The following is a 17,895-nucleotide window of genomic DNA, read 5'->3' as shown; positions in this document are numbered from 1 at the left end:
AAGACAGCGTTAGAAGGTGCTCGAACAGCTTTAAATGGTCAAGCAACGAATAAGGATGCGTTGGAAGCAGAAATTAATCAAGAAACTGCAACGAAAGCAACAGCTCAATATAAGAATGCAGACCAAGGTAAGAAGGAAGCATATGATAATGCAGTAGAATCAGGAAAAGCAATTTTCAATAGAGCAGACGCAACACAAACAGAAGTAAATGATGCCGTAACAGCGATTGCTAACGCTAAGAATGCATTGAACGGAAAAGAGACAAATCGTCCTCAATCAGACAACGATATGATGAAAGCTTTATTCGCTAAGAAATCAGAAGCGAAGATGTTGATTGAACAAGAAGCGATGAAGAAAAAAGCTGAAATCAGTCAAGCAGAGCTTTCTGAAAGTGAAAAAGCATTGTTAGATGCTAGAGTGGATCAAGAAAAAGCGAAAGCTTTCCAAACGATTGACCAAGCAACAACGATAGAAGAAGTAAATCAAGCACTAAAAGCAGGAACTGAAGCGATTCGTTCAATTGCTGTAGCATCAGCGAATGGAAGAATGACATATGTTACTCCAGAAGAATCTGAAGAGGCAATGTCACAAGCACATCGTCAAGCATTACCTCAAACAGGAACTGGAAATGAAGTAGCTATCTTTGGCGCAGCAGCAAGTGCTATTCTTGCAGGATTAGGATTAGTCGTTCCAAGTAAGAAAAAAGAAGACTAAGAAATCCCTATCACGTATAGAAGTTTGATTATAATCTTTATGAAATAAATAACTCCTGAAATTCATATCAGTTGAATTTCAGGAGTTATTGTTTTGTTGTGATGTAAGCGCTCTCTAATTCTTCGGTAGTGAGAAAAATCTCACTGTTTATTCCCCATCTGATGAAATAAGTCGTTCGATATATTGTTGCCCTAATTCTTCAAATTGAACTTTGTTTTGCAATAATTCAATTACAGATTCTTGGAAAGCTTCTACTTCTTCAACAGGTAGACTACAATGAATTGCTACTACATCTGTAAATTCCTTGTCGACTACAGAAATAGTATTTGTTTCAAGATAGTATTCTAGTTTTCCAACGGTAGAATAATCAATCGTCACTTTTAAAATGGTTTCTAAGCTAGCTTGTACAACACCGATGGCTTTCAGGCCTTCTGCCACAGCTCCTGTATAAGCACGAACAAGTCCGCCTGCGCCTAGTTTTGTTCCACCAAAATAACGTGTGACTACAACCGTAGTATTTTTTAATGCTTGTTTCTTCAGTACTTCTAACATTGGAACGCCGGCTGTTCCACTTGGTTCTCCATCGTCCATTGCGCGTTGGAATTTATCTCTTTCACCAATTAAATAAGCTGAACAATTATGAGTAGCTTTCCAATGTTCTTTCTTAATAGCTTGAATAAATTCAAGTGCTTCTTCTTCTGTTTCTGTGCGTTTAAAATGTGCGATAAAACGTGAACCTTTAATTTCAATTTCATGCTGTCCATCTTGATGAATGGTTTTATATTGCTCTAACATAGACTCTCCTTTCAATGATTATGTATTCATATTGTACCATAAAACGTACACGATAAAAATAATATGAAATTCGACTGTTTTATTTGCAACATGACAAAGTTTCTTATATATTTAATATGCTTTAAAAATAATAATTCGAAAGAGGAAAACATGAAAAAAAGTAAATTAATGATATCGATTGTCTCTGCAAGTTTATTAAGTGCCTGTGTTCAAATTAATACAGCACCTCAGCCTACAACGACAACTTCAGTGGCACAAACGAAACAAAGTAATCAAACAACGACAAAGGTAACAACTCAACAAGCAACAGTGAACAAAAATCAGTCTTCCTCTCAAAGCTCAGATTCTTATAAAGATAGCGTACAAAAAATGGTAGAAGTGTTTGAAAGTCAACATAGTTCATTAGATATTACCAAAGTTCAACTAAAGACTTTACAGCCAATGGTCTATGAAATTTCTGCATTGGATGATACAACAGAATATGAGTTTATCTATCAAGTAGATAGTCAAAATTTAGTTCAAACAGAAATGGATCGAAAGAAAGGAGATATTTCTTATAAGCGTGCTTATAAAAAGATTGAGACATCTACTTTATCAGATGTTGATGATATGATTTCAATGGCTTTAGGTCAATTTTCTGGAGGACAATTAAAAGATTGGACATTAGAACGTGATAATGGTCAATTATATTGGAATGTTGAAGTTTATTATAATGGAAAATCCATGGAAGTAACGATTGATGCTACTTCAAAACAAATTGTAAAAATCGATGATTAAAAAGTATATTTTTAAATAGGAAACAGTATGTATTTATGTTATACTACATTGCACATTATTTAGAAAAAGAAAGGAAACGATATGAGAAAAGAAATTTTTTCTATTAGAAAAATCAAAAAAATTGCTGGATCAGTTGTGATTGGGTCGGCTTTATTTGGTATTGGTACTCCAGTAAGTGCTGCGAGTCCATCGACTTATCATTATGTTGACGAAGCGAATTTAACAGAACAAGAAAAAGCCCTTCTTCATACGGAAGTTCCACCTCAGGATGAAGAAGTATATTATTTAATTTACCGTAAAATCGAACAAGTTCTTCCACAAACGGGAGTCAGAGAAAATATGGCATTTACTGCTGCAGGATTATTAGCTGCAAGTAGTATTGTTTTAGTCGTTTCTAAGAAAAAACGCCATAAAATTTTAGGAGCATTGTTAATCACTGCTTCAGGAGCAGCAACATTTATTCCTTCTCAAGCAGTAGCAGTGGAATTAAGCCAAGTGATTCGTGCGTCTTCTAATGAAGGTGTGGTACAAATTGATGGCTATCGTTATGTTGGATATTTAAGTGAGAAAGAGTTGAAACAAATTTCTCATCCAGAACAAGCGAAAACTACAGTAGAAGCACCACAAGCTCCAGTAGAAGCAGTTACTCCAGAAGTTTCTACAACAACAGTAGAGAAAAAAGAAGAGACAAGAATTGAAACAACAACTGAAGAAATTCCGTTTGAAACCATTACACAGGCAGATACAACATTAGAAAGAGGTAAGAGTCGAGTTCTATACGCTGGACAAGCAGGAGTTCGTAAGGTTTATACGCAAGTAACAGTTGTGAATGGTGTAGAAACACGTAAAGTTGTTAAAACTGAAGTAACAAAACAACCAATTTCACAAATTGTTGGAGTAGGGGAAAAAGAAGAAACGCCAAAACCTACAACACCAGTAGTTGAGAAAGATGTGCCAGTTACTCCTTCAAAAACAGTTGAACAACCAAAAGTAGAAGTTCCTAAAGTTGAACAACCGAAGAAAGAGGAACCAAAAGTAGAAACTACTAAAGTTGAACAACCGAAGAAAGAAGAAGCAAAAGCAAATGGTACTCAAGAAGAAGGCAAAGAAGGTCAAGCGTTAGTACAACCTGAATTACCAGAGTATACAAAACCACTTTCAACAAAAGGAACACAAGAACCAGGACATGAAATGCAATCTCCAACGCTAGAAGTTCCAGAATATAAAGTAACAACTGGTACAGTTGAAAAGTCTACTGAAAGTGAATTAGATTTCACAACAGAAGTAGTTCCGGATGACACAAAATATGTGGGTGATGAAGTTGTTGAAAACCCTGGTTCTAAAGGTGTTCAAGTTACTAAAACAACTTATGAAACAGTAGAAGGTGTGGAAACAGATAAAGTCCTTTCTACAACTACAGAAGTGAAAACTCCTGCTGTTCCTAAAGTCGTTAAAAAAGGAACAAAACCAGTTGAAGGAACAAAAGTTGAAACAAGAGAAGAACCTATTCCTTTTGAAACAAAAACAGAAGATGATGACACTTTAAAACGTGGCACAACTAAAGTTGCTCAAGAAGGTGTAAACGGTAAGAAACAAATTACTGAAACGTATAAAACGATTCGTGGAGAAAAAACAAATGATGCTCCAACTGTAGAAGAAAAAGTTATCCAACCACCTCAAGATAAAATTATTAAGAATGGTACAAAAGGTTTAGAAAAGCCAACATTACAATGGGCTAATACTGAAAAAGATGTCTTGAAGAAGAGTGCGACAGCTAGTTATACATTGAATAAACCAGCTGGAGTAGAAATTAAATCCATCAAATTAGCGTTAAAAGATAAAGATGGACAACTTGTTAAAGAAGTAACTGTGGCAGAAAATAATTTAAATGCTACTTTAGATAAATTAAAATATTATCAAGGTTACACTCTATCCACAACAATGGTTTATGATCGTGGAGAAGGCGAAGAAACTGAAAAATTAGAAGATAAACAAATTCAATTAGATCTTAAAAAAGTTGAAATCAAAAACATAAAAGAAACAAGCTTAATGAGTGTGGATGATGCGGGTAACGAAACAGATAAGAGCTTATTATCTGAAAAACCGACAGATGTTTCTCCATTGTATTTACGTGTGACAACTCACGACAACAAAGTGACAAGACTTGCAGTAAGTTCAGTTGAAGAAGTTGTTGTAGATGGAAAAGCATTATACAAAGTAGTAGCAAAAGCTCCTGACTTAGTTCAACGTAGAGCAGATGATACACTGAGTGAAGAATATGTTCATTACTTTGAAAAACAATTACCAAAAGTAAATAATGTGTACTATAACTTCAATGAACTTGTAAAAGATATGCAAGCTAATCCAACGGGTGAGTTCAAACTTGGTGCAGATTTGAATGCGGCAAATGTTAAAGGGAATGGTAAATCTTACATCACTTCAATATTCAAAGGTAAATTACTAAGTAATGATGGCGGTAGATTTACAATTCATAACCTTGAACGTCCTCTGTTTGGTAGAGTGGAAAATGCGCATGTTCATGACATTAATCTTGGTAATGTTAATATTAACTTACCAGGAGAGAATAAAGTTGCACCACTTGGTGAAATGTTCAAAAAATCAACAATTGAAAATATTAAAGTAACCGGTAATGTTGTAGGTAATAACGATGTTACAGGTATGGTTAATAAACTGGACGAAGCGGATATGCGTAATGTTGCCTTTGTTGGTAATGTTACAAGTGTTGGTGGTGCCGGCTGGTGGTCTGGTGGACTTGTCAGCGAAAGCTGGAGAAGTAATACGGATAGTGTTTATTTCGATGGAAATATTGTCGCTAATAATTCTAAGGTTGGTGGACTTGTCGCTAAAGTCAACCATGGTGGAAATCCAAATGACTTCAAGCAACGTGGTCGATTGAAGAATTCATTTATTAAAGGTACTATGACTCTTAAAAACCATGGTCAAAGTGGTGGTTTAATCCATGAAAATTATGACTGGGGTTGGGTAGAAAATAACGTAAGTATGATGAAAGTAACCAATGGTGAAATCATGTACGGAGCAAGCTCAGTCGATACAGGTGATTCATACTTCGGATTTGATAACTTCAAGAATAACTTCTATGTAAATGATGTTGCAACAGGTTTATCATCTTATAAAAAATCTAAGCAAATTAAAGGTATTTCAGAAGCAGATGCTTTAGCGAAATTTGCGAATATGGGTATTACTGCTCATGAGTATACAATTAATGAACCTGTTACAAATAAATTGAACCAAGTGAAACCAAAAGCTGATACGTATAAAGATATTCAAGATTATAACGCAGAACGTGAACTTGCATACCGTAATATTGAAAAACTTCAACCATTCTACAATAAAGAGTGGATTATCAATCAAGGGAATAAGATTCCAGAAGGATCTAAATTATTAACGACTGAAGTATTATCTGTAACTGGTATGAAAGATGGACAATTTGTAACAGACTTGTCAGATGTTGATCACATTATGATTCATTATGCTGATGGTACGAAAGAAGAAAAAGCTGTGTCACCTAAGGCTACATCAAACGTGGAACAAGTAAAAGAATATAGTATTACCGATTTAGGAGATGTAGTTTACACACCAAATATGGTGGTTAAAGATCGTACTCAATTACTAAGTGATGTAAAAGCGAAATTAGATACAATTACCCTTGAATCTCCTGAAGTTCGTACGATTTCAAATAATGTTCCTGCATTATACCTTGAAGAAAGTTTTGTAGATACAAAAGCAAATCTTGATAAGTTAGTAAAAGCTCTTGTTGAAAATGAAGATCATCAGTTAAATGGTGATGAGGCAGCCATCAAAGCACTTCTTAAGAAAGTAGAAGATAATAAAGCTAAAATTATGATGGCACTTACTTACCTCAACCGTTATTATGGTATTGAATATGGTGACTTAAACATTAAGAATATAATGATGTTTAAACCAGATTTCTATGGCAAGACACCAAGTGTTATTGATAGATTAATTCGAATTGGTTCACAAGAAAAGAACTTGAAGGGTGATAGAACTCAAGATGCATACCGTGAGATTATTGCAGGGGATACAGGTAAAGGCAGCTTACGTGATTTCTTAGAATATAATATGCGTTTATTTACAAATGATACGGATATTAATGATTGGTTTATTCACTCAGCTAAAAATGCGTATATTGTAGAACCAGAAACAACGACCGAAGAATTCAAAAACAAACGACACCGTGTGTTTGATGGTTTAGATAACGATGTGCATGGTCGTATGATTTTACCATTGTTGAATTTGAAAAAATCACATATTATATTGATATCAACTTATAATACAATGGCATACAGCTCATTTGAGAAATATGGTAAGAATACTGAAGCTGAACGAGAAGCCTTTAAGCCACGTGTTCAAGAAGTTGCGAAAGCTCAACAAACCTATTTAGATTTTTGGTCAAGATTGATGCTCCCTAATGTTCGTAATCAGTTACTTAAGAGCCAAAACATGGTTCCAAGTCCTGTTTGGGATAACCAAGCTTATGCAGGTATTGGTGGAGCTAATCGTATGGGTTATGCTGATGGTGGAAAAGTAGCGACTCCTGTTCGTGAATTATTTGGACCAACTGATCGCTGGCATCAAATTGACTGGCGTATGGGAGCAATGGCTAAAATTTACGGTAATCCATATAAAGATGATCAAGTCTACTTTATGGTGACAAATATGTTTGAACCATTCGGTATTTCTGCCTTCACACATGAGACTACTCACATTAATGATAGAATGGGTTACTTAGGACCGAATAGACATCGTCAAGGTACAGATTTAGAAGCTTATGCTCAAGGTATGTTACAAACACCTGATAGCTCTACTTCTAACGGAGAGTATGGTGCTCTTGGTATCAATATGGCTTATCATCGTCCTAATGATGGAAACCAATGGTATAATCCAGACCCTGATAAGTTAAATTCACGTGAGGCGATTGATCACTACATGAAGAACTATAATGATGCTCTTATGATGTTAGATCATCTTGAGGCTGATGCTGTATTACCACAATTAAATGGAAATACAAGTCGCTGGTTCAAGAAAATGGATCGACAATATCGTAGTGGAAATTCAGGTCATCAGTTCGATAGAATTCGTGAAATGAATGATGCTGAAAAACAATTAGCTATTAATACAATTGATGATTTAATTACTAATAACTTAATGACGAAACATGGTGCTCCTGGTGATGGTACTTATAACCCATCGGACTTTGGGTCTGCTTATGTCAACATGAATATGATGACTGGTATTTATGGTGGAAATACAAGTACAGGTGCTCCAGGTGCAGCATCCTTTAAACACAATACATTCCGTATGTGGGGTTACTTCGGATACGAAAATGGATTTATTGGATATGCGTCAAGTAAATATCAAGGGGATGCCAACAGAGAAAACAATAAGATGTTAGGTGATGACTTCATTATCAAGAAAGTTTCTAATGGAAGATTTACTAACCTTGAAGATTGGAAGAAAGAGTATTACAAAGAAGTGAAAGCAAAAGCTGAAAAAGGATTTACTGCAATTGAAATTGATGGTAAACAAATTACAACTTATGCTGAACTAAAAGACTTATTTGATAAGGCGGTTAAGGCTGATCTAGCAGGTGGAGGAACAGCTAAAACTGTAGAGCTTAAATCAAAAGTATTTAAAGCACTTCTTAAGAATACAGACGGATTCACAGGACAATTATTCAATCCTTAAACTCAATGAAAAGACCCTTCGGGGTCTTTTTCTTTTTCCCTCGAAATTCCAACGTTTGCCCCAAAATTGTATTTTTGGTATACTACAGAAAGCAACGTGATTGCTAATTTTAAGAAAAGGAGTCGAGTAAATGAAAATTGCGATCGTAACGGATAGTACTGCGTATTTGACACCAGAAGAACGCCGTGAGTGGAATATTCATGTATTGCCACTATCAGTTATTTTTGGACAAGAAAGTTATCGTGAAGAACAAGACTTGACAACTGCCGATTTCTATGAAAAAGTAAAAAACTCAGAGGTATTTCCAACTAGTTCACAACCAGCAGTTGGTGAAACGATTGAATTATTCCGTGAATTATCCCATCATTATGATGCTATTATTCCAATTACCTTATCCAGTGGGATTAGCGGAACTTATCAAACAGTTGTGACAGTTGCTGAAGAATTACAAGATGAAGTATTGATTTATCCAATCGATTCAGGAATTAGTTGTGCACCTCAAGCTCGTGCGGTTCGTCTCGCTGCAATGATGGCAAAAGATGAAACATATACAGCTAAGGAAATTGTTGCTTGTGTTCAGCAATTAGTAGATCGTACAACAGCTTACTTCATTGTTGATGATTTGAATAATCTTCAAAGAGGGGGACGTTTATCAGCTGGGGCTGCGTTAGTTGGTTCTATGTTGAAAATTAAGCCGATTTTAACATTTGAAGATAAAAAAATTGTGGCAATGGAAAAAATTCGTACACAGAATAAAGCGATGAAACGTATTGAGCAAATCTTTGAAGAAGATACTCAAACGACAGATGGCGATGGTTATGAATTAGTCATTATTCATGCGAATGCTCCAGAAGCAGGAGAAGCGTGGCGTGCTCAAATTCAAGAGAAATATCCAAAATTAAGAACGTCTCTAGCATACTTTGGTCCAGTTATTGGAACCCACTTAGGAGAAGGTGCTTTAGGATGTTCATGGGATATTGTAGTAGAGAAAAATTTAGAAATGATTTAAATGCTTGTAAGGTGGAAATAGAATGAAAATTTCTATTTTCATCTTTTTTGTTTGCACTAGTATTTATTTTAAAAATTTTTCCAATAAAAAATATTTTTTGAGATTTTTTTCGTATATATAGTTGAGGTGGTTTGGATGAAAATTGCTCGAGATTCAAATGGAGAATTAGTATATGCGTATAAAGGGATTGAATTAGATAAGTCAGAATATTATGCTTGTCCGACGTGTGGAGAACCTGTACAAATTTGTCAAAAGAAAAATGGAGAGTATTTCTTTAGGCATGTAACACAAGCAAGGCATGATGGAGAAACAGAGGCTCATCAAAATGGAAAAGAGGAATTACAAGAGAGTCTCGTGCAACAAGGGTATAGGTCAGAGTTAGAACGGTATGAAGCAATGATTGGACAAATTCCGGATATCACTATTGAAACAGGTGAAAAAGAATGGGTGTTGGAATATCAGTGTAGTGTCATTCCAATAAAAGAAATGACTTCTCGAACGAAGGCTTTAGAAAGTTTGGGGAGAAGTGTTTCGTGGATTCTTGGAAAGAAGTTTTTACAAAAAAACTTATGTGAGATGAGTTTGTATTGTATTCGATATCATCCGCAATTAGGAAATTATTTATGCTTTTATACAGATAAAGAATGGATCATCCATCATCATCTAACATTGCACCTTCAAAAAAGAAAGTATCTTTTTCAGGAAAGTCGATGTGACTTAGATAAGCTTGATTGGAAGAAAATATTTCAAATGTTTGAAGAGTCGGGGTGTGTAAATATTTCCCAAATGGTAAGTAAGGAGCAATCTTGGACAAAAGAAGAGTGGCAAATATTTATGTTAAGTTCTCAAAAAGAAAACAGGCAATTTCTAGAAGCACTCTATCATCATAGGTGGACGTTTGATCAATTAGAGGTATGCCGTTACTATCCAAAATATTCTTGGAGTATGAAAACTTATAACCTCATCTGGCAAGGATATTTATGGATGGGAATTGATAGACTGAAAACAAACCAGATTTTTACGATAGAACAGTGTTATGCGTATTTGAAAAAATTAGCTATCCAAAAGAAAATTCGTTTTTCTTCGTGTTATGAACAAGAGCAAGTTTGTAAGCGCGAGATAGAGCAATTTTTGAGAGAAATTAGGAAGGAGACAAATGGTCTGATTCGATTACCAGACGGTAAGTGGAAGAAAATAAAAAACTAGCAAGAGAAGTTTAAGTCTCTTGCTAGTAGGGATTAGGCTTTAATTTTTTGATAAATTTTTTTGAAAATTGGGTATAAAATTGGAACAGTAATAACTGTGAAAGCAGCTGAACCGAATGTTCCTAAAATCTTAGTGAAGGCTGCAACGAATGCAGGAGTAAACGCTAGTCCTCCCATAATCATTCCGCGTAGGAAAGTATATTTTACTAAATTTAAAATAATTTTAATAACAGCAGCTAAAATACCAATTCCAATAATATTTACAGCTTTATCGTTTTGGTGAAGCGTTTTTTCATAAACAAGGTGAATTCCCCAGCAAACAATAAGAGATTCTAAAATCGTAATCCAAACTTCAGCGGCATATCCATTTAAAATGTCGAAAATTCCTAATCCTAAAGTAGCAGCAATGGCTCCTTTTTTACTACCGAATACTAAGCACCCAACAACGACTAGGGCATTTCCAAAGTGGACGAATTGGTGTCCTAAAGGAATTCTAAATAACTGAACTCCTAAGAAAATTAAAGCGGCAAATAATGCGATTTGTGTCATTTCACGTAATGAATAATGTTTCATGTATAATTCCTACTTTCTATGAATGAAATAATTGTGTGAGAAGATGCAATTGTGGCTCGAAAGCAACTCCATATTGTAAATTTTTTTCTTGAGCAATCGTTTCTTGAAGAGTAGCGTCAAGAAAAGTTGTAGCAATGGATAATGCTTTTTCTAAGGAATATTCTTGTAAAATACAAGAGCTTAGAATAGCTGAAACAATATCTCCAGTTCCAAAAAAATGATGCGGATAATGCGGAGTGAAAGCTGTCGCAAATTGTTCTGTTACAGCATCATAGCTCAATAATCCAATGGAACCAACTTTTGTTTGAATACCCGTTAAGATGACTTTTTTAGCCCCTAAATTTGCTAACTTCCTAGCAAGTTCTTGATAAGCTTCTACTGGTTGAATTCCTTCTAAATACTCTGTTTGAGTTAATAACGCAGCTTCAGTCAGATTTGGAAGAATAACATCCGCTTTTGAGCAAATGGTTCTCATTTGGTGGACATATTCTTCTGTAAAGCCACTATATAACTTTCCGTGGTCGCCCATAATGGGGTCGACAATCAGCAGAGCGTCTGGATTTTGAGTTGTATGATAGTCTAATAAGACTTTCAATTGTTCTCTTTGTCTACAATATCCAATAAATAGTGCATCTGTTTTTAAATGTAATGCTTTCCATTGTTCTAAACTTTGTTTTGTAAAGTCTAGTAGCTCTTGGATTGCGATTTGCCCAAATCCTCCTGTATGAGAGGACAGTAAAATGGTTGGTAAAAGTATCGTTTCAATCTGACAACATGCCATAATCGGAATGGCAGGAGTCAAAGCTACTTTTCCAATTCCGGATAAATCATTGGCCAATATTATCCTTTTTTGTACCACGAAAGCACCTCCTATTTTTAGAAGTTGAACTCATTGTAATTCAGGATGGGATAAGGTACAATATTTTTTGAATAAAATTGTACCGGTACAGATGGAGAGGTGTGTCATGTTTAAGTATCAAGAAGTAAGTCTTCAAATTCGTCAGCAAATCGAAGAAGGAATTTATAAAAAGGGAGATCGACTTCCTTCCATTCGTGAAATGATTCAACAGTATGAGTGTAATAAAGACACGATTTTAAAAGCGTTACATCTCTTAAAGGAAGAAAGTTTAATTTATCCAGTGGAAAAGAGTGGATATTATGTATTGAAAAATCGAGTACCCGTTCGAAATACGACAAAAATTGGATTGCCAAATCCGTTGCAATTTCCGATTGAAGATTTTAGAAAATGTTTGAATGAATCGGTTATGGCAAGTTATGAAGGTGTTAGTAATCAGAGGGAATCCATCAGAGGTGACCGTGAATTAATTGAAACAATGGTACCTTTATTAGAAAGTTATGGAGTGTATGCAAAGGAAGGTCAATTATCCATTACAACGGGGACACAACAAGCCTTATATATTTTACTCCAACTAATTGGAACTGGTGGACTGTTATTAGAACAACCGACATATAGTCGTATGAATCAATTAGTGAAGGAATTAGGAATTCCTTATCAAATCATTGAACGAGAACAGACACAAGACACGATTTCATTAGAAAAGTTAGAACAAATTTTTCAAAGTGGTACCATTCGTTATTTTTATACGATTTCTAGATTTCATAATCCACTTGGGATGAGTTATCCGGATAGCGTTAAAAAGAAAATTGTGGAATTAGCAGAAAAATATCAAGTCTATATTATTGAAGACGATTATATGGCGGATTACGAACGAGGAACCGCAACGCCTTTGCATTATTTTGATACAAATGAAAGAGTTATCTATGTAAAATCTTTTTCTTCGATTTTATTTTCTGCTTTTAAAATGGGAATTGTCGTACTGCCAACCGCCTTCGTAAAGGAATTTGAGAAGAGAAAGCAATTATTAGATTTTGACTCGAATTTACTCATGCAAAAAACATTAGCATTATTTATCCAAAATGGCTTATTTGAAAAACATCGACAAAAAATGGTGGCACACTATCATGAGAAGTCCCAACAATTTAGACAATTATTAGAATTATCAGAGATAGAAAAAACACATTTACATGGCACACAATTATTGTTAGAAAGAAGTCAATTATCACTTCTAAAAGAAAAGCTAGATTTAGAAATAACAATCGACACATTAGAAGATGCCTATATTGAAGAAATAATACCAGAAATTTTTTCATTAGATGTCTATGCTTTATCGATGGAACACATGCAAGAATTAATATACATACTAGAAGAGAGGGGGAAGTAGATGAATAAGGAAGAGATTTTAAAACATTATTATGGATATGATAGCTTCAGACCTGCTCAAGCAGAAATTATTGAAACGATTTTATCCAAAAGAGATGTCCTAGCGATTATGCCAACTTCTGCAGGAAAGTCGATTTGTTTCCAAGTTCCAGCCTTAATGTTAGACGGAATCACAATTGTTGTATCTCCATTAATTTCCTTAATGTATGATCAAGTGACTTCGTTAAAAGAAATGGGAATTCAAGCGATTTTGTTAAATAGTACAATGACTTCACTCGAGTATTATCAGGCGATTGAGCAATTGAAACGTGGCGAAGTGAAGTTATTATATGTTGCTCCAGAGCGTTTTGAACAAGAAGGATTTCTAGAGATGATGCAAGGAATTCAAATTAGTATGGTTGCAGTGGACGAAGCGCACTGTATTTCTCAGTGGGGACAAGATTTTAGACCAAGTTATCAAAATATCGATACATTTGTTGCTCAACTTCCTACTCGTCCCATTGTGGCAGCTTTTACCGCAACTGCTACTCCAAGAGTTCGAATGGATATTAAACAACAATTAAAATTACAACATCCTTTTGAAGTTGTAACGAACTTTGACCGTGCAAATTTATATTTTGGAATGGAAGAACCAAGGGGTAAAATGAGCCGTCTACTAGAGTTAATTAAGGAGAAGGAACCGACGATTGTATTTTGTAACACACGAAAAGAAGTCGAAAAAGTCTGTGATAAATTACAAAAGAAGGGGATTGCTGCGGATTGGTATCATGCAGGATTAAGCCCTGAAGCTAGAAGTAAAGTACAAGAAGATTTTATATTTGACCGTATTGATGTCATTGTAGCAACGAATGCATTTGGAATGGGGATTGATAAGTCCAATGTGCGAAAAGTCATTCACTACAATATGCCAAAAGATATCGAAAGTTATTATCAAGAAGCAGGACGTGCCGGACGAGATGGGGAGCCTGCGGAATGTATTTTATTATATGGGGCAAAAGATATTATTATTAATAAATTTTTAGTGAAGCAAAATGAGGATAAAGTCGGCATGGCAAAACTCAATGAGATGATTGATTATTGTAGAACGGTACGTTGTTTAAGAGGCTTTATGCTAGATTATTTTGGACAAAAAGATATTCCAGATGATTGTGGGCATTGTACGAACTGCTTGAATAAAGTGGAGTTGAGCGACGTAACACCACAAGCGCAAATGATTTTGTCCTGTATTATTCGTATGAAAGAAAGATATGGAATGAGTAAAGTATCCGAAGTGTTACGAGGAAGTAAACGAGCTGAAATGAAGGCTCTACACTTTGATCAATTATCTACTTACGGAATTATGAAAGATTATTCGGATAAAGCGTTAAAAGAATTTATATCTTCTCTAATTGCAGATCGCTATATCGAAACAGAAGGCTTACAATATCCGATTTTACAAGTGAGCGATTTAGGGAAAAAGGCATTGAAAAATCGTGAGAAAATCGAAGTGAAACCTATTGTGGCGCAAATTCTGCAAAAACCAGATGCCATTCAGCAACACCAAGTACAAGATAATGCGCCATTTGATGAAGTCTTGTATGACCGTTTACGTTCGCTTCGTATGGATTTAGCGTTCGCTCAACATGTTCCACCATTCTTAGTCTTCTCAGATAAAACTCTGAAAGAATTTTGTCGTCATTTACCAACAACGGATAGAAAATTCTTACAAATCAGTGGAGTTGGGGAGAAAAAACTAGAAACTTATGGGGAAGCCTTTATGAAGGTCATTCGTGAGTATAAATCATAAAGATTTTATATACTAAAATGCTTAAATCATTTGCATTTTTAGAGTGCCTTTGGTATAGTATTTTATAAATTCAACATCTCCATAAGGGAGTAACTTGCAACGAAAGTTGTGGTAATATCAACAACAAGTGAACCTGTTTCGCTGGTATTATCTTAATTAGTGAGACTTATGCTATTTTCAAGTCCTTGAAGTAGTATAAGTCTTTTTTTATGGGGATAAAAAATATAAAGGAGTGTCGACTTTGACAAAACAAGCCGCATACACACAAACGGAAGAACAAGTTCTTTCAAGTGTACAATCTACTAAAGAAGGGTTAACTTCTGCTCAAGCAAAAGAACGTTTAGAAAAATACGGTCCGAATGCTTTACAAGCAGGAGAAAAGACAACTGTACTGCAAAAATTCATTAATCAGTTTAAAGATTTCATGATTATTGTCTTACTTGCAGCAGCTGTTATTTCATTTTTTGCCCATGAAGGAGCTCCAGATCCAACGGATGCCATTGTAATTTTAGCCGTTGTTATTTTAAATGCAATTGTAGGGGTTATCCAAGAATCAAAAGCAGAAGAAGCAATTGAAGCATTACAAAAAATGGCTTCTCCAGTTGCAACAGTTTTACGTGATGGTGAACATCTTCATGTAAAAGGAGAAGAAATTGTAGTCGGAGATATCGTTATATTAGAAGCAGGGGATGTGGTTCCTGCCGATATGCGATTATTAGAAGTCAATACGATTAAAATCGAAGAAGCTGCATTAACAGGAGAATCTGTTCCAGTAGAAAAAGATTTAATCATTCCTGAAGGGGAAGATGTTGGTATTGGTGACCGTTCAAATATGGCATTTGCGAGTACAAATGTGACTTATGGACGTGCATTGGGGGTTGTTACTGCAACAGGTATGGATACTGAAGTTGGTAAAATTGCCCATATGTTAGCGAACACGGAAGAAAGTAAAACTCCGTTACAAGAAAATCAAGATGCTCTAGGTAAATGGTTAACGATTATGATTTTAGTTATTGCCGTTATTATTTTCGGAATTGGATTAATTAGAGGATACGAATGGACGCATATGTTATTAACAGCCATTGCGATTGCGGTTGCGGCGATTCCAGAAGGTTTACCAGCTATTTCAACAATTATTTTAGCATTAGGAACTCAAAAAATGGCAAGCCGTCATGCATTAGTTCGTAAATTGCCAGCCGTTGAAACTTTAGGTGGTGTAGAAGTTATCTGTTCAGATAAAACAGGTACGTTAACATTAAACCAAATGACTGTTGAAAAAATGGTGTTTAACAATGAAATCCATGATGCAACTGAAGAAATGAACGAATCAATTTCTGCACTTCGTATGATGAATTTAGCCAATGATACTAAAATTACGGAAGAAAAATTAATTGGGGATCCAACTGAAACAGCAATGGTTCAATTTGGATTAGATAAAGGGTATGATGTACGTGTTGATTTAGAAAAACATCCACGTGTAGCGGAAGTACCATTTGATTCAACTCGTAAAATAATGTCAACCATTCATCAATTAGAAGATGAAAACTATTTAGTAGCGTCAAAAGGTGCTCCAGATATGTTACTTGAAAAAGTAACGCATATTGAAGAACACGGACAAGTTCGCCCAATTACTCAAGAAGACCGTGATACATTAGCTCGTTTGAATAAAGAAATGGCGACTCAAGCTTTACGTGTATTAGCCATTGCTTATAAATATATTGACCAAGTTCCAGAAACATTGGATTCAGAATCTGTTGAGTTCGACTTTGTATTTGCAGGATTAGTCGGAATGATTGACCCTGAGAGAAAAGAAGCAGCTTTAGCGATTCAAGTTGCTAAAGAAGCAGGCATTCGTACCGTGATGATTACAGGTGACCACCGTGATACAGCTCAAGCAATTGCAAAACGTTTAGGAATTTTACGTCCTGATCAAGAAGATGGTGTCTTAACAGGAGCAGAATTAAATGAGATTTCTGATGAAGAATTAGCACGGACAATTGAAGATTACTCAGTTTACGCTCGTGTATCTCCAGAGCATAAAGTTCGTATTGTAAAAGCATGGCAAGCGGATGGAAAAGTTGTTTCAATGACAGGTGATGGTGTCAATGATGCTCCATCTCTAAAACAAGCAGATATCGGTGTAGGGATGGGGATTACTGGTACTGAAGTATCTAAAGGTGCTAGTGATATGGTTCTTGCAGATGATAACTTTGAAACAATTGTTATAGCAGTAGAAGAAGGTCGTAAAGTATTCTCGAATATCCAAAAAGCAGTACAATATTTATTATCTGCAAACTTTGGTGAAGTAATGACTTTATTTATTGCTACAATGGCTGGTTGGTCAATTCTTGAACCAATTCATATTTTATGGATTAACTTAGTAACAGACGTATTCCCAGCGATTACTTTGGGGATGGAAGATGCAGAAGCAGATATTATGAAACATCCACCTCGTGGTAAGAGTTCTAACTTCTTGTCAAATGGTGTATTACCAAGTATTTACTATCAAGGTTTCTTCGAAGGTGGAGTTACTTTATTCGTATATTGGTATGCGACTCATGCTGCTGGTTGGGGTGTTCCAACTGGTGAAACAATGGCATTTGCAAGTTTAGGGTTAATTCAGTTATTCCATGCATTTAATGTGAAATCTGTTTATAAATCTTTAGCAACTGTTGGAGTGTTTAAAAATAAAATGTTCAACATTGCGATTGTTGTGTCTGCTTTAATGTTATTATCTGTTCTAGTTGTTCCTGGTTTAACGACTGTGTTTAGTGTAACAGTGTTGAATTTAGAACAATGGTTAATTGTGTTAGCAGCAGCATTCTCAATTGTTCCATTCGTTGAAATTGCAAAAGCAATTATGAGAGGGATGGGCTTGGACCAAGATTAAAACAATATTTTTTAATTAGACTTATCTATAGTTGCTAGGACGCCAGTAGCCACCTTCGGTGTCTCTTGGCTAAATTTTGAGCCTGTAGTCTCAAAATTTCCTGTGACAGAATCGGCTTTTGCCGGTTCTGTCACTACAGCTATGTAGAAAAGTCTT

General features: G+C 35.3%; 11 protein-coding genes. 8 read left to right on the top strand and 3 right to left on the bottom strand.

Going from position 1 to position 17,895, the window contains the following annotated elements; genetic code table 11:
- Positions 1-714 (top strand): DUF1542 domain-containing protein (locus tag RWL86_RS05590; protein ID WP_314077719.1); only part of this gene is annotated, 714 nt, incomplete at its 5' end.
- Between the two features lie 147 nt (positions 715-861).
- On the opposite strand, the gene RWL86_RS05585 is transcribed toward RWL86_RS05590, so the two are convergent.
- On the bottom strand, positions 862-1,509 hold the full coding sequence (locus RWL86_RS05585) for a YigZ family protein (protein WP_314077716.1): 648 nt from the start codon (positions 1,507-1,509) through the stop codon (positions 862-864).
- Positions 1,510-1,659: 150 nt separating this feature from the next.
- Between RWL86_RS05585 and RWL86_RS05580 the strand changes: the two genes are divergently transcribed.
- The 4 genes from RWL86_RS05580 (at position 1,660) to RWL86_RS05565 (ending at position 10,249) form a co-directional block, all read left to right on the top strand.
- Positions 1,660-2,286 (top strand): PepSY domain-containing protein, encoded by a 627-nt coding sequence (locus tag RWL86_RS05580; protein ID WP_314077713.1) that lies wholly within the window; start codon positions 1,660-1,662, stop codon positions 2,284-2,286.
- 81 nt (positions 2,287-2,367) lie between these two features.
- Positions 2,368-8,034, top strand: a complete 5,667-nt coding sequence (locus tag RWL86_RS05575) for a ZmpA/ZmpB/ZmpC family metallo-endopeptidase (RefSeq protein WP_314077711.1) — start codon at positions 2,368-2,370, stop codon at positions 8,032-8,034.
- 130 nt (positions 8,035-8,164) lie between these two features.
- Entirely contained in the window at positions 8,165-9,043 is an 879-nt protein-coding gene (locus RWL86_RS05570; RefSeq protein WP_314077708.1) for a DegV family protein, read from the top strand.
- 135 nt (positions 9,044-9,178) lie between these two features.
- Positions 9,179-10,249 carry a competence protein CoiA family protein gene (locus tag RWL86_RS05565; protein ID WP_314077705.1) on the top strand — a complete coding sequence of 357 codons (1,071 nt, stop codon included), beginning with the start codon at positions 9,179-9,181 and terminating at the stop codon, positions 10,247-10,249.
- A gap of 32 nt (positions 10,250-10,281) precedes the next feature.
- Here RWL86_RS05565 and RWL86_RS05560 read toward each other — a convergent pair whose 3' ends face one another.
- Positions 10,282-10,821, bottom strand: coding sequence for an ECF transporter S component (locus tag RWL86_RS05560; RefSeq protein WP_314077704.1), 540 nt, complete (start codon positions 10,819-10,821; stop codon positions 10,282-10,284).
- 16 nt (positions 10,822-10,837) lie between these two features.
- Positions 10,838-11,680 carry a pyridoxamine kinase gene (locus RWL86_RS05555; RefSeq protein ID WP_314077702.1) on the bottom strand — a complete coding sequence of 281 codons (843 nt, stop codon included), beginning with the start codon at positions 11,678-11,680 and terminating at the stop codon, positions 10,838-10,840.
- A 106-nt stretch (positions 11,681-11,786) separates the two neighbouring features.
- On the opposite strand from RWL86_RS05555, the gene RWL86_RS05550 reads away from it, so the two are divergent.
- From RWL86_RS05550 to RWL86_RS05540, 3 genes are all read left to right on the top strand, one after another.
- On the top strand, positions 11,787-13,064 hold the full coding sequence (locus tag RWL86_RS05550) for a PLP-dependent aminotransferase family protein (protein WP_314077700.1): 1,278 nt from the start codon (positions 11,787-11,789) through the stop codon (positions 13,062-13,064).
- Positions 13,065-14,849 carry a DNA helicase RecQ gene (gene recQ / locus RWL86_RS05545; RefSeq protein WP_314077698.1) on the top strand — a complete coding sequence of 595 codons (1,785 nt, stop codon included), beginning with the start codon at positions 13,065-13,067 and terminating at the stop codon, positions 14,847-14,849.
- A gap of 232 nt (positions 14,850-15,081) precedes the next feature.
- Complete coding sequence (locus RWL86_RS05540; RefSeq protein ID WP_314077696.1) at positions 15,082-17,739, top strand: cation-translocating P-type ATPase; 2,658 nt, start codon at positions 15,082-15,084, stop codon at positions 17,737-17,739.
- Positions 17,740-17,895 lie beyond the last annotated feature (156 nt).

Source organism: uncultured Granulicatella sp., from assembly GCF_963515095.1.
Lineage (GTDB): Bacteria > Bacillota > Bacilli > Lactobacillales > Aerococcaceae > Granulicatella.
The sequence above is the reverse complement of the archived record's forward strand: the minus strand, read 5'-3'. Positions and strand labels throughout refer to the sequence as shown.

Excerpts from the sequence above, each read along its gene's own strand:
- RWL86_RS05565 (WP_314077705.1), top strand. The coding sequence starts at position 9,179 with ATGAAAATTGCTCGAGATTCAAATGGAGAATTAGTATATGCGTATAAA.
- RWL86_RS05580 (WP_314077713.1), top strand. The coding sequence starts at position 1,660 with ATGAAAAAAAGTAAATTAATGATATCGATTGTCTCTGCAAGTTTATTA.
- RWL86_RS05570 (WP_314077708.1), top strand. The coding sequence starts at position 8,165 with ATGAAAATTGCGATCGTAACGGATAGTACTGCGTATTTGACACCAGAA.
- RWL86_RS05585 (WP_314077716.1), bottom strand. The coding sequence starts at position 1,509 with ATGTTAGAGCAATATAAAACCATTCATCAAGATGGACAGCATGAAATT.
- RWL86_RS05550 (WP_314077700.1), top strand. The coding sequence starts at position 11,787 with ATGTTTAAGTATCAAGAAGTAAGTCTTCAAATTCGTCAGCAAATCGAA.
- RWL86_RS05560 (WP_314077704.1), bottom strand. The coding sequence starts at position 10,821 with ATGAAACATTATTCATTACGTGAAATGACACAAATCGCATTATTTGCC.
- RWL86_RS05575 (WP_314077711.1), top strand. The coding sequence starts at position 2,368 with ATGAGAAAAGAAATTTTTTCTATTAGAAAAATCAAAAAAATTGCTGGA.
- recQ (WP_314077698.1), top strand. The coding sequence starts at position 13,065 with ATGAATAAGGAAGAGATTTTAAAACATTATTATGGATATGATAGCTTC.